At 41.3% G+C, this 14,511-nt stretch carries 8 protein-coding genes; 1 reads left to right on the top strand and 7 read right to left on the bottom strand.

Features of this window, described 5'->3' with window-relative positions:
* Positions 1-97: 97 nt before the first annotated feature.
* The 7 genes from N5O98_RS12485 to N5O98_RS12455 all read right to left on the bottom strand — a co-directional run bounded on the left by N5O98_RS12485 (position 98) and on the right by N5O98_RS12455 (position 13,950).
* Complete coding sequence (locus N5O98_RS12485) at positions 98-295, bottom strand: reverse transcriptase domain-containing protein (protein ID WP_008775183.1); 198 nt, start codon at positions 293-295, stop codon at positions 98-100.
* Positions 273-623 carry a reverse transcriptase N-terminal domain-containing protein gene (locus N5O98_RS12480; protein ID WP_004308130.1) on the bottom strand — a complete coding sequence of 117 codons (351 nt, stop codon included), beginning with the start codon at positions 621-623 and terminating at the stop codon, positions 273-275. The genes N5O98_RS12485 and N5O98_RS12480 overlap by 23 nt, the downstream gene beginning before the upstream one ends.
* Before the next feature lie 971 nt (positions 624-1,594).
* A complete protein-coding gene (locus N5O98_RS12475) occupies positions 1,595-2,356 on the bottom strand; it encodes a glycerophosphodiester phosphodiesterase family protein (protein WP_004308129.1) in 762 nt (253 codons plus the stop codon).
* A 43-nt stretch (positions 2,357-2,399) separates the two neighbouring features.
* Positions 2,400-4,292, bottom strand: a complete 1,893-nt coding sequence (locus N5O98_RS12470; RefSeq protein WP_118161353.1) for a RagB/SusD family nutrient uptake outer membrane protein — start codon at positions 4,290-4,292, stop codon at positions 2,400-2,402.
* An 18-nt stretch (positions 4,293-4,310) separates the two neighbouring features.
* Positions 4,311-7,469, bottom strand: a complete 3,159-nt coding sequence (locus tag N5O98_RS12465) for a SusC/RagA family TonB-linked outer membrane protein (RefSeq protein WP_118161354.1) — start codon at positions 7,467-7,469, stop codon at positions 4,311-4,313.
* 391 nt (positions 7,470-7,860) lie between these two features.
* Positions 7,861-11,829, bottom strand: a complete 3,969-nt coding sequence (locus tag N5O98_RS12460; RefSeq protein WP_004318650.1) for a two-component regulator propeller domain-containing protein — start codon at positions 11,827-11,829, stop codon at positions 7,861-7,863.
* Between the two features lie 72 nt (positions 11,830-11,901).
* Positions 11,902-13,950, bottom strand: a complete 2,049-nt coding sequence (locus tag N5O98_RS12455; protein WP_004318649.1) for a hypothetical protein — start codon at positions 13,948-13,950, stop codon at positions 11,902-11,904.
* 230 nt (positions 13,951-14,180) lie between these two features.
* On the opposite strand from N5O98_RS12455, the gene N5O98_RS12450 reads away from it, so the two are divergent.
* Entirely contained in the window at positions 14,181-14,423 is a 243-nt protein-coding gene (locus tag N5O98_RS12450; protein ID WP_004318648.1) for a transposase, read from the top strand.
* Positions 14,424-14,511 lie beyond the last annotated feature (88 nt).

Below are 14,511 nucleotides of genomic sequence, written 5' to 3'. Positions count from 1 at the left end.
TTGCCAACGAAAAGAAAAAGTGTAGCGTATCTATTGATACTTTGCAATTAAATACTACTCCGCTTTTCAGCCATCTCCTTAATACCAGCCTGTCAATCTACACATTGTTGAGAAGCCATTCATGATTAATATGATCAAAACAACCCTTAATGTCACCTTCCAGTATCCATTGTGGTAAACAGTCTCTACTCAACCATCTATGAAGTGCGTCTATTGCATCCGCAGTACTTCTAAACTTTCTGAACCCATATGAGTTCGCATCCGCTTCACTTTCAGTTATAAGTTCTAAAGCCATAAGATATATCCTGCACGGCTCTGTCCTTCATGGTTGGTATTCCCAAAGATCTTGTCTTGCCATTTGCTTTGGCTATGTTGACCTTCCTCAGCGGGAAGGCCTTATATCCTCTCCTTTTCAATAAACATATAGCTTCTATTTTCTTGGCATCAGTGTCCCACTTCATATGGTCAACCCCTGCCGTACGTTTACCTTTATTGGAAGTTACTTTCCTTATCGCCAATGCCTTGGCTTCGTAGGAAGTGGCAAGTAGGTACCGTAAGGCCTTTACCTTGTTGTACCTCTTTTCTTTGTGGGCCTTTGCTATTCGGACCTGCAGTTTTCTCACTTTACGCTCATATTTGGAAGAATCGATATCTTTTCATGTCGTGTTTCGTACGGTTAAAGATGCACACTCGGCTTTTGCCTTGCTCATTTGCAGTTTCTTCATTTTATTAAAGTTCTACAATCGTTTCACAAAGAATTACCCTGCGGAAGTCTGCCTGATTTCGCATGGGGTGATGTTTAAACCTCTATCCTCCGCATTACACAGAATCATTCACTTTCTCCGCAATCCTTTACCCGCACCACATTCGGCTTTTCTTGCAATTGGCTTACCTGCCTGACATAGACAGGAGAAATACGGGTTTACCAAGTTCCGTACAAGTAACTGACGCCCGACTTAGAGCCCGCCCCTCCACCGCCAGTATGATGTCCGTGTAGCCTTACATTCCCAAAAGACTATCCTGACTACCCACCTTTTGGCTATAGCTTATAAATATCCGTAAGCTATTTCTTTATTACGATGGTGTAGCGATTCACATATGTTACTCATATCAGTCAGCCTAACAGCCTATACATTGGATATTTCTGTAAAGGACTGCATTGTCAAGAGGGCTTCGCACTAAACCATGACTGGTAAAGCACGCCTCTTTAGACTACTATTGACAGAACAATAGGTTCAGGCACAGTGCTGAACAATTACTTGTACGACTTCTTGTCGCACGGAATACCTAAAGATACAAAAAGGCCAACTAATTCGCAATAATTTGGCTATGAATTAGTTGGCTAATTTTATATTATTTAATAAATACCCCTATTCAGTTCGATTAATGGAGCTGAACTATAAATTTGGACGTTTGCCTTCTTATACAAGATTGACATTCATTGTTTCCGCTATTGTTTTGTTTTCAATCAGCATTCAACTGTATCAACATGAACAGTCGTTTGAAAACTTGAAACTCATTTTCCAAAAACATAAATAATCAACAGATTATTAAAGGTAATCAGTTGGACTATACATTATCTCAGAAAATATATCTATTTGACCTTCATTATATCTTTCAACAGTCCCAACGGCTCATCTGTAGTGATAAAGTCGACTTTATCCCAAAAGTATTGCATGTCCTCTTTTTTATTAACCGTCCATACATTCACTTTTAGCCCCAAGGCATGGCAACTTTCAATCCAATCGGTATAACGGTAAAATTCAGAGAAGTGATAATCCGGTCCGGCACTACCCAATTCTTTCAGTTGTTGTGGAGATAAGTCCCCTTTCAGATAATATACAGGAGTGCTTGTGGGAGCCTGACGGATCAGTTCCTTTAATGCGTGAGACGAAAAGGTGATATATATCATCCGGGGTTCGAGTCCCATCTTCTTTATCATCGAAACGATCTCTTCAACAGCTTTTATCTCCCGTTCGGGTTTACTATGAGCTTTCAACTCCAGCACCAGCTTCAAAGATGTTTTCCGCTTAGCTGTTTCCAGAAGCTCTTTTAAGGAGGGTACGCATTCTCCATTCGCTAACCATAACCCGGTTAATTCCTTCAGAGTGGACTCTTCAACCTTATGCCCTTGAATAATCCCATCATGGCTAACCACCAAACCATTATCTTTTGTCAGCCAGACATCAAACTCCGAACCATAACATCCTATAGAATCCGCTTTCAACAAAGATGTAATGCTATTCTGTGCTGATCCTTGGGTTTTCCAGAAACCACGATGGGCAATCACCCGTGTTTGTGCCGAAGTATTGGCAATCATAAACATAATTGCCAATAAACACATTACCTTTTTCATTTTGTCCTTTCCTCTAATTGTTAGTTATATAAGAGCTGATTCTCTAGTATCCCGGATTCTGCACTAGATTGGGATTTACTTCTATCTGATCTTGTGGAATAGCAAGCCAATAGTTCTTGGGAGCGGTAAAATTACGAACGCCGGTTTCTTTCATGTCCGTAAGTTTATAAAAACTATCAGCGGTTTTTCCGGATAATGTCCAGGATTTCTGATAACGCATCATTTCAGTATGGGCAATTTTCCAACGGCGCATATCATGGAAACGTCTGCCTTCCATAGCCAATTCAATGGAGCGTTCATCATGTAATATTTCGCGCAACTTCTCTCCTGAAGGAATACCACCGGCTTTTGCCCATGAATCTGCAAAGGTAGGTAATCCGCAACGTTCACGTACTTTATTCAAATAGGACAGACTGGCAGTACTCAGTGTGCCGCTATATTCGAAATCCGCTTCTGCATAACTCAGATAGAGTTCGGCCAGACGCATATAAGGAAAGCACCAACGGTTGTAGGTTATTTGATCGGTAGTCCTATTATAGGTATCATATTTAGACACCCATTTCTGACAATAATAACCGTTGTCCGTTTGATACTCATCCTTGGCATTGCCATTATTCTGCTGCATTTCACCACGTCTGCATTTGAGCACTATTGTCTTTCCCTGCACGTCATAATTTCCACGATCAAAGCCAATAGAGGCATAAAAGCGCGGATCACGATTCCTGTGAAAACGTATCGTACTATCACCTGGTGCAATGGAATACGGATCAAGCTTCTTAGTCTCGGGGTCATCTGCCCAAGGTAGACCGTTCTTGGTATAATACCTACTCACACAATCCCACGTCGGGAATAAGGACCCTCTAAAACCTTTGGTCGAATAACTTGTAAATTCAACACGAGGAGCCATATTCTTGATACAGTAGGAAATAGTTCCCTGTTCAGCAAAGCCAAACAGGACTTCATTCCAGTTAAATCCGCTACCACTGATCCCATCACCGACAAAGGCTTCATGATAGTTTTTCTTCCCTTGCTCCAAGTCATTGGTCGAATTTCCATAAAGTTTGTAACCGTTCTCTTCGCAAAGGTCTATGGCCTCTTTGGCAGCATCCATCGCTCTCTTCCACTTTTCCCGGTCATAAGTCTGGTTAATCAGAAAAGTGCCGTCGGGGTTTTTAAAGTCGGAATAAAACTCACTATTCCCATTGACTAACGGCGAGGCGGCATAAAGCAACAGCCGAGCCTTGAAAGCCAAGGCAGCAGAAGAGGTAGCCCTGTTTCTCTTACTTGAATCCCATACGCCAGGAAGTAATCTAGCTGCTTCCGAATATTTATTGGCAATGAAATCGACACATGTATCATAAGGAGAACGGGAGGTCATCATCTCGGCCGGAGAACTTTCCATTGGTATTTCCTTGTCAATAATAACTATCGGTCCATAGTACTCCAGCATGATCTGATGATAATACCCGATCAAAAACAGCGCTTCACCTTTCCACCAGCTCAGGTTTTCGGGGGTAATGTCCGATACCCTATCCAGATTATTAAGCACATTATAGCAATTGCGGATACTTTCCCATACTGCTTTCTTCACAGCACCCTGCGGATAAGATTTTGCTGTATTGCTCCATAATGAGTAATAAGTCGTTGTTGGGGATTCTTCCCCATAAACCAGACTGCGGAAATGAAACCAGCGCGTTGTTCCTCCTTTGCTCGTTATGATTTCGTTTCCTCCGGTAAAATCAGGAAATTGTTGGGGATGGAAATAGTTAGGGATATTCGCGTAGCAAGACAGTACCATTCCTTCAGCCTGATATTGTGTCCGGTAGATATCATCCACGGTAGCAGTACCTTGCGGAACCACATCAAGAAAATCACATGATGCCATCATTAAACAGCCGATTGCCGACAGGCATAACTTTGTATATATATTTTTCATAACTTATTCTGTTCTTAATTAATAATGAAACTGAATCCCGATCTTGGCCGTGCGCTGTAGCGGATATTTCAAACCATTCCCACTTCCCATTTCAGGATCCCAGGTACTGAACGGAGAGAATGTCAGCAAATTAGTACCTGCTGCATACACACGCAGCCACGGGAAGAAGGAATAGCCCAGTTCGGCATTCTTCAGGCGCAGGAAAGCTGCGTTACGTAGGTAATAAGTGCTGGTTTGCGCATTGTTCGTGATAAATTCGGGTGATAATCGGGGATAGGCGGCACCGGCTACATTATTGCTTTCCGACCAGTGGTCATCAACGATATACTGTGCAATGTTATATCCTTTATGGCCCGCTTCGCTGAACGGATGAATATCGCTCATCATTAAACTGACTTTGGCCACTCCCTGGAAAAACAGAGACAAATCCCACTTTTTATACTTCAACGTTCCTCCAAAACCATAGATAATCTCCGGAATTTCAGGATTGCCGATAATCGTCCTGTCATAACCATTCACCACGTTATCACCATTCAGATCTTTATATTTAATATCTCCCACCGTATAATTTCCGAACGACTGTTTGGGAGATCTGTCTATTTCCTCCTGAGAAGTAAACAATCCGTCAGACACATATCCCATAATACTGTTTATCGGGTGTCCGATTCTTGAAGAATAGGGTTCTACATTCACCGGTTCGTCTATCTCCGTAATCTCATTATGTGCATAGGTCAGACTACCGTTCAGGCGGAGCACCCAATCTTTGCCAATTACTTTGCTGTATGCTACACTCATATCCACACCCTTATTCTTTACCGAGCCAATGTTGGCATAAGGCAGCATACCTGTCACTCCCATTGTTGAAGGGACGGACGAACGTTGCATAAAAATTCCACTACGGTCTTCCTTGAAATAATCAATGGTTATATCCATAGATTCAAGAAGGGTCATATCGACACCTAAATTCAGCTTTTTCGATTTCTCCCATGTAGCGTTCGCATTACCATAAATATTTACAAGCGGCCCATTCACGCGGGTACCGCTACCAGTCCACCAATCCAAATTATTATTCATACTGACTTCTGTTACATAGGGAAAGCGAGTGGCAAGCGCATCATTTCCGGTCAATCCATAAGTAGCTCGGATTTTCAGAGTGGAAACTGTTTTTTTTAACGGTTGGAAAAACTTTTCATTAGAAATAGTCCATCCTAGGGCAATCGCAGGGAAGAATCCGAAACGATGCCCGCTTCTGAAATTCTCCGAGCCATTATAACCAAAGGTAGCCTCAAGCAGGTAACGCTGACCAAAACTGTAGGTCAGACGTCCGGCCATCCCTTGCTCACGGTAAGGAAGAAGATCTTTTTCAGCTCCGCCGTCCTTCACTTTCTTGGTTTCTTTCATGTGGTAAACAAGGGTAGCTCCCACATCATGTCCACCAAACTGGCGTGAGTAGTCCAGCGCTCCCTGTAAAGACCAGACACTCTCTGTCGGATCACGCCCGGAATTGCTCTTCAGATAAGGTTCTCCCGGCTCACCGATAGTCGAAGTCTTATAAAGGTAGTTTCCCTGATCATCCATCGTATAGTCATCAGATACTTTATAGTAGAAAGGTACAATCCAATGATCCAGCCAGTTAAAACTGTAATTATAGAAAGATGCCAGTCCGGTGAGTTTTAACCCTGGTGTGACAAACTTCAAGTCCTGTTCGAGATTGAAAGCGGTCGTCATATAGACATAATTTCGTTCCGTATAACCTTCACTCAATTTGGCGTAAGGATTCGGCTCTGATTTTCCCACATCCCACGGATCATTGCTACCGTAGCGGATGTATGTATCCCCTGGTTCAGCAGGAAGTGTAGCAGGAAAACGTACGGGATTCCCATGCATGGAATAGGCGAACAAATTCCGGGTACTTGTTTTGGGGGCATGGTGGTAGAACAACTGCGTATTCATATTTAGCCCCACTTTCGTCGTAGAGGTAACACGGGCTGTCACATTACTCTGAAACAGGTATTTCTTGTTGCGCATACCCACATCAAGCTTATCTTCCTTGGGTTGCCGGATGATACCATTTTCATAGAAGATTCCAGCATTCAGGAAGTAATCCACATTTTTGCTTCCGCCCTTGATGGAGATATTCAAATTCTGATTAACGGCGAAGTCTTTGAACAACATACTGTACCAGTCATTGTTTGGGAACAGGTAGGGATTTGCATTGGCACGTGTTTTATCTATCTTATCCCGGCTATAGAAAGGCTCATACTCTTGGTTATTGGCAATAGCCTGATTATAAACGGCTTCATTATACATATCCATGTAAGTCGGGCCATCTGCCATTTTCTGCACATAGGTAGGCATGGAGAAAGTATTATCAAAGCGGATATCTACAGACATTTTCTCGGAAAGCTGTCCTTGCTTGGTAGTAACGATGATAACTCCGTTAGCCCCCCGTGAGCCGTATAGGGACGTTGCCGTAGCATCTTTCAGCACAGAAAACGACGCGATAGATTCTGGAGGAATATTGTTCATCATCGTAGCGTTGATTTCCACACCGTCAAGTATGATCAGCGGTGAGGTATTCGAACCAAAAGTTGATATACCACGTATATAGAATTTCGCCTCATCAGAGCCTGGTTCACCCTGTGTTTGTACGGCGATGATACCTGGAACGTTCCCGGCAAATGAAGTACTAAGATTACTGGATGTCATCTTCAGGTCTTCCGGCTTCACTGCCTGCACAGCTCCCACGAGGGATTCTTTCTTTTGTTTGCCAAAACCGACCACGACCACTTCATCCAGCATCATACTCCTGTCCGGAGTCAAATTAACGGAAATGAACTTCTTATCTTTTACCACTACCGTTTTCTTCTGGTACCCAACATATGAAATGATCAATGATGCGTTCTTTGCCAACTGTATAGTGAATATACCGTCCACATCTGTTATAACCCCGTTCTGCGTTCCACTTTCCAATACGGTAGCTCCAATAACAGGCTCTCCGTTTTCGTCTCCCACATATCCTTTCATTTCTGCTTTTACTTCTTTTTGCTGGCTCTCGTCGATCTTTCTATTATCTGCCGCCGTTACAACGGAAACGGGAAATAATGTGAAGGCTAACCATAACAGGATGCAACAGCTTTCGCTGGTAAGGCATCCTTGTTTTACTTTACAGTTCATATATCAATAGATTTTTTGATTAGTAGTGTAGATTTTTCTCTGAAATACAGGGAGGTGTGTCGTAATGCACGATGTACCCTCTTTTTTATTCATTACTATACAACTCTGTTCATTTTCTTTTCTATTATTCATTGTGTGTGCAATTTATTTTATAATTATTTCTTTGACTTTATATAAATTACAGTACAAATTCTCAAACTAAGAATCGTTTATATATACGATAGGAAAACAACTCTCTCTTCCGCCCGAAGGCTGGCTGGCAAAAAAAAGTAAATACCTTGTCATACATCAAATTTAGTTGTTAATATATTTGCAAAATTACCCGGAACAACTCGGATAAAATATCAGAAAATGACCTGATATTATAAAATTTAAAGCAAAATACATATTACTAGTGCGATATGAAATCTTTAGGCAGTACTCCGAACTGTTTTTTAAAACAGCTTGAAAAATAGGAGGGGGTACTGAACCCTACCATGTAAGAGACTTCCACCACTCCATAGGTTCCTTCTTTCAGTATGGAAGCTGCCTGCTTCAAACGGAAAAGGCGGAGATATTCGTTCGGACTCATATTTAGGATTCCTTTCAATTTCCGGTAAAAGTTGGAACGTCCCATATTCATTGCATCCGCTATATCATCAATTTGCAGGTCCGTATTATCAAGATGGCGTAATACATACTCATTTAACTTGCTAATAAACATCTCATCGGCCTTTGTCTGCGCCATTGCATCTGCTTTGATAAAAGGAAATTCAATAAAGTGACGGCGTAATCTTTCCCGATTACTCAACAGATTTGCTACATTGGCACGAAGATACTCCATAGAAAACGGCTTTTCAATATACGCATCCGCCCCTTCTTCAAGTCCTTCGATTCTTGATTCCAGATTAGTTTTAGCTGTCAATAATATTACAGGAATATGACTATAGTCCAGATTTTGTTTCAGATGCTTGCATAATTCAACCCCGTCCATCAGAGGCATCATAATGTCACTTATTATCAGATCCACAGATTTCTGTTCAAGAACGTCCAACGCCTCGACCCCATTTTCCGCAATCAGTACATGATACAATGAAGACAATTGCCTGAACACAAAAGCAAGCATATCCTTATTATCTTCTACAACCAATATGGAAGCAACCTCTCTTTTATCTTTATCAGAAACTTCACGATCTTCATCATCATACCCAGGTTTCTTATGTTGTTCTTCCGAATCATCCGGAAGTGTCTGGTGTAATATTGGAATGGAAAGAATGAAACGGTTACAATCTAGCTCCCGGTCCATCACCAGCATACCTTGATGCAACTCTGCCAAGTAACGAGCCATAGCTAATCCGATGCCTGTGCCCGAGACAATATCTTTCCCGTCCCGGTATTGGACAAAGGCTTTAAAAATATTTTCACGCATTTCGATAGGGACTATATTCCCATCATTACTCATAGAGATAGTGAACACCTCATTCTTCTCATCAACAGACAAATGGAGATAAACGTATGTCCGGGCATATTTCAATGCATTAGCAAACAGATTACTGAGAATTTTGGTCAAAGCCTCTTTGTCAACAGAAGCCAACAATTCTTCCTCTGGAACTTCTACTTCAAGTTTAATTCCCCTTTGCTTTGCCAAAGTGGTGAAATACTTATAAACAGAGTGGACGATAGTACCGATATTATATTCTTTCGGATTCAATTTAAAACCTTTATTTTCCGCTTTACGGAAATCAAGTAATTGGTTTATCAGGTTCAGTAACCTCTCCACGTTCTGATCCATAATTTCCAATTCCATCCTTACATTTTCGGAGAGTTCCCTATCAGCAAGTACATTCTCCAATGGGCACTTTATCAGTGTTAAAGGAGTACGGATTTCGTGTGCCACATTTGTAAAGAAATCTATCTTAGTGGTGTAGAGTTCCTGCTCCTTTTCCTGTTCGAACTTCTCCATCTCTTTACGCTGCTTTTCAATAGTACGCTTCCTTAAATAAAAGAAGAGGGCGAAAAATGTACCGAGTATCAATAGGATATAAATCAGGTATGCCCATACGGATAAATAAAACGGGGGCAATATCCTGATCCCCAATGTGCGTACATCTGGATTCCATACACCATCACTATTCGCACCTTTCACGCGTAACATGTATGTCCCATAAGGTAAATTGGAATACGTAATAGGGCCCTTACCCGCTGTATGCCATTCGGAATCATACCCTTCCAGTCTATATAGCAGTGTATTCATGCTCGGTGACTGATAACTTATCGCAGCTATCCTGAAGGAGAACGAATTCTGATTTGACTGAAGTTCGATATGGTTTGACAAAGTGATACTTTGTTTCAATGGAGAGCCTTTTTCTCCGACTACCACCTTTTTATTAAAGAGCATAAAATCGGTAATCAAAACAGAGGGTAAAAAATCATTATCAATAAAGGAGGAGGGGGCAAAGGAGATGAAACCGTTAATACAGCCAAAATAAATCCGTCCATTCTTATCCTTATAGCTGGACTGGTAATTAAACTGGTTACTCAGCAACCCATTAGCAACTGTATACACTTTAAAACTGGAATTCTTCGGGTTAAAATGCACCAGCCCTTTATTGGTTGAAACCCAGAACAATCCCTTTTCATCTTCTTCAATCCGATAAATGACGTTGCTTGGCAGACCGATACCGTCATAACGGACAAAGGTGTTGGCGGAAGGCACAAAGCGGCAGAAGCCACCTCCTTGTGTGGTAAACCATAGCTGATTTTGACTGTCTTCAAAAATACTCAGCACCTTATTGGATGGAAGGGTGGACGAGTCTGCTTCCTCATGTACGAAATGTTCCCAACCACCTGTACGGACATTCTTTTTATAGACGCCATCGGCATAAGTTGCCAGCCATAAATTCCCCTGCTTATCCTCCTTTATATAATAAACAAACGTCCACCCAAGTTCGGGGACGCGTTTAAAACGTTCCGTATCTGGGTTGTACCGAAACAATCCTATTGTTGTTCCAAGATACAGATCGCCCGCAGTTATCCGGCAGATAGAAAAGATATCACTTGCAATATTATCATAGTGCTTTACAGCGTATGTCCTCAAATCAATACGCTTCAATCCTTTTGCAAAATTCCCAACCCACAGATAATCTCCGTCCAAATACAATCCGTGAACATTATGATAAATATCCGGATGAATGAACGGTTCGATTTTTCCAGTACTAGGATAATAATGGAAAAGCCCCTTATCTTCTGTACCTATCCAGAGTGTGCCGTCATGGGCGGCACAAAACTCCCGCACCCTTTTTCCCATTTTGTTTGATTCTTTCTGGGGATAGACTTTATCAAAGTAGGTATATTGCCGGGGGTAATAATTCACACCCCCAAAATAAGTCCCTATCCACATTCCGCCTTCACGGTCTTTGAGAATCGAATAGATGGCATTGTCAGAGATTGAATAGGGATCACCGTTGACGTTCTGCAAGTGGATGATTTTTGCCGTGTGCAGATTATAGATATAAAGTCCCGATTCGGTTCCTATCCATAATTCGTCATCTGAATAAAATGCAAGTTCCCTGATATAAATATCACCTCCCAATTCATCCTTGGAAAGAAGGGTACGGATAGTCTTATTAGTTAGGTTCACTTCTTTCAGTCCGAATACAGTTCCCACATACATGCAATTATAGGGTCCGGGGAGCAATTTATAGATGTATTCATCTCTGAAAGACACTTTTGAATCTTCTGGAAAAATCGGAGTTAAAGTTTTAAGCTTGTCTTTTGAATAATACAGATTTCCATCACGTATGTCCAACCAGCAGACATCGTCCGAATCAAAATAGAGTTGGCCGGAAGTTTTAAGGTTCAGAGTACCGGACCCGTCCGACTGATAATTAACCAACTGGCTATCCTGGGGATTGTAATAGAAGATTCCCCGCGTCTGAGTTACAACCCAGATACCTCCTTTCTGGTCCCCAGTTATCAGATTGACCGTACAGTCTATATCTATGTTTGAATTACTTATCAGAGTAAAATGCCTGACCTTTTCCATTTGTGGGCAATAGACATATAGGCCTACGTCTGTCCCAATCCATATTTGCCCAAGATTGTCTTCATACAAAGAAGTGATGAAATTATTGCCCAAGGTTCCGGATTCTTTCATGAAAGTCCGAAAAGAGATACCATCATACCGGTCAAGACCATCCTTCGTCCCAAACCACATAAATCCTTGTTTATCCTGAAGGATGGCATGGACCGTATTCTGGGATAATCCATTATTGATATCAAGTGAACGGAATGCATATTGTCCTTCATTCAGAACGGCAAGGGAATAAAGAGGCATCAAAGAAAGAAGTATTAATATAACTAAAATACGTAGTCTCTGCATTGTCTTAATTGTTAGTTTCATTAATTAACATACAACAGGATATAAGAATATCCTGAAAAGTGGATATCAGAGCTATTTCAACAGTATATTCTCAGTACGTCCCGGTGTCAGCAATTCCCAAAGGGATGCTACCGTCCAACCGGGAGCAAACATGTCATTATAATATCCTTTTCCATTCCTTCCATAATCCCAGTTGGTGTGCTGGATCACTTCCGGATAATAACCAACTTTTATCACTCCACACATATGTCCTTTATAAGGAAGTAACTGGCACATGGAAGTAGAAATGACTTCAGCAAAATCAGAGAAACGAGGTTCATTATACTCTTTGGAAAGCCAACGGAGCACATCGGCAAATTCAAAAATAAATACATCAATATGATTATTCTCCACCGAGACATTTCCCCAGCCGCGAGTTTTCAGACCGATATCACCCAACATCTGCCCGGGAGCAAACGGAACGTCCCAGACGTAATACCAGGACAAGGCAAAATAAGCCGCTTTTCGTGTCAGAGAGGCATAGTGGTTATGTTCCGTACCATTTGTTATCAATGATAAATAGTAAGTTGCCGTAGCGGTATAGAGGGAAGCTTCCTTATCCTCACAGTTTGCATCCAGCGTAGAGGAGAAATAGTCAGCCTTTGATATAAGCTCTTTTTCCAGATATTCCGCAGTACGCCGGGCAGCGGACAGATAGCGTTTGTCCTTAAAATATTTATATCCCATAACCAGAGGTAATGTAGCGGATGGAGTACTTCCTCCACTTCCGTCAACAACTGTAAAGTCATCATGGAATTTACGTGGAAAACTTCCATCTGGATTTTGCAGTTGCAAGAACATATCGAGCATTTTCTTTAAGCGTTGTTCCCAATCAGGATGGTGACGTTTATACTTCTGTTCATAATTCAGATAATGAAACATGGCATAAATTCCTTCCGACTGACGACGTATGCTATGCACTGGGCGTTCTTCTTTCACATCACTATCATTTTCCAGATTTACCCATTCACGCAAATAACCGGTTTCCGTAAAGCCATTTTCTAAGTAACTATCAAATATCTTTTTACTGCTAGCTGCAAGGTCATCACGTCCATTCTCATTGCCAAACTCCCATGCATTGAAAGCGTTTAGAAGTACGCGACCGACAAAACCTATCTCTGCTACATTCATGTTGGCACAGGCTGCCACTTTCATTTCAGGGCTGGAGTAATAGGCAAGAGCTTTGTCCCCAACAAAACTTTCCACAAAATAATTGCTCAGCACTCCTTTTATCTCTTCTGGAGAAAAAGGTATTTTCACAGGTTGGGGACGGTATGTATCATAACAATATTCCCAAGTATGGCAAATAAAATCTGAGTAGTCTGTAGCCTGCCCCTCGATAAATTCCCAGGTCAGGAGTACTGTTTCTCCTTTTTTTAGATATTGGAAAGATGTAACCTCCGGAGCCAGCGTCAACTTACGAATATAGGTTTTAGGAGCTTCTCGGTAAGGAAATCCAAAAGATAGTGTTGATGTTCCGTCATGGCTCTCAAAGCCGGTGAACCCTAGGGACGTTTTGCCCGAGAGGATGATTTCGCCTGTTTGGTGGGTAGCAAGGGCATCCCATTGAAAATCGTCCTTGCGTGCCACAGTCATATAACGTCCATCTTTCTGATTGAAGATACCGGTAAGGGGTGAGCTCAGACGATCCTCACGTACCAGCCAACTCTCTGATATATGAAATGAAGGAGCACCTTTAGGAGAACGTAAATTGCGACTATACCAGAATCCTGGTAGATAAAACATACAGTCATTATGTCGGAAGCCTGTTTTCAACTGTTGTTGATAATTAAAGTACACGTCTTCCAATGCCGTAATACTTACTACCATTACACATTTAACATTGTCACGTTCTATTCTCTCTGTAATGATTAATGGTATTTTTTCTTCAGACTCTAACAGATAGATTCCCTTATCATCAACGGCTCCTTGAAAAGCAAGGGAATAGTTTCGTGATTGATTACCGGGAACCTTCAAGGAGACTTGTGCAGATATTCTTTTATATATATCATTAACAGTCCTAGCATCAATAGTAATAGTACAGATCATCAGGCAACAAAGCATACATCTTAATTTTGTCATATAAATCAGATAATTTAGTTTATTAATATTCTTTTAATTTGCGTTCCAAAATTAGGATATTACGTATACAAAGAATGTGATTTTTTGAGCAATTATTATAAGATTTCAGTAGAATTCATAAGAAACAGCCCATTAAGTATTTATTTTTTAATCCTCTATTAAGATCCCATTACAATATACACTTATATTTTTATTGGGATATTTAATACTACAAATGTAAATGTGTCAGAATGCGGGCACAACCTCAGGTCCCTAGCCTTTGTATTGACGAGACTTCTTTAAGCTGCGGAGAATTATATACTGTTGTCACTAATCGTGCGGGACGTGGTGGCAGAGGTACACTTGTGACCATGATACGTGGCACGAAGTCTGAAGACGTCATAAAGGTGCTTGAAATGATTCATGTCTCCAAGCGCAAGACAGCCAAAGAGGTCACTTTAGATCTTTTGCCGACCATGATGCGGATCGTCTGAACGGCTTTTCCCAATGCCACTATGACAGGTTATCGGTTTCATGTACCTTAATTCCGCAATACTATTGTAAATTAAATCTTTTAAGTAG

The sequence above is a fragment of the Bacteroides sp. LFL-34 genome (genome assembly GCF_027257075.1).
Classification (GTDB): Bacteria; Bacteroidota; Bacteroidia; order Bacteroidales; family Bacteroidaceae; genus Bacteroides; species Bacteroides ovatus.
This window is presented reverse-complemented; position numbering and strand designations above follow the sequence as displayed.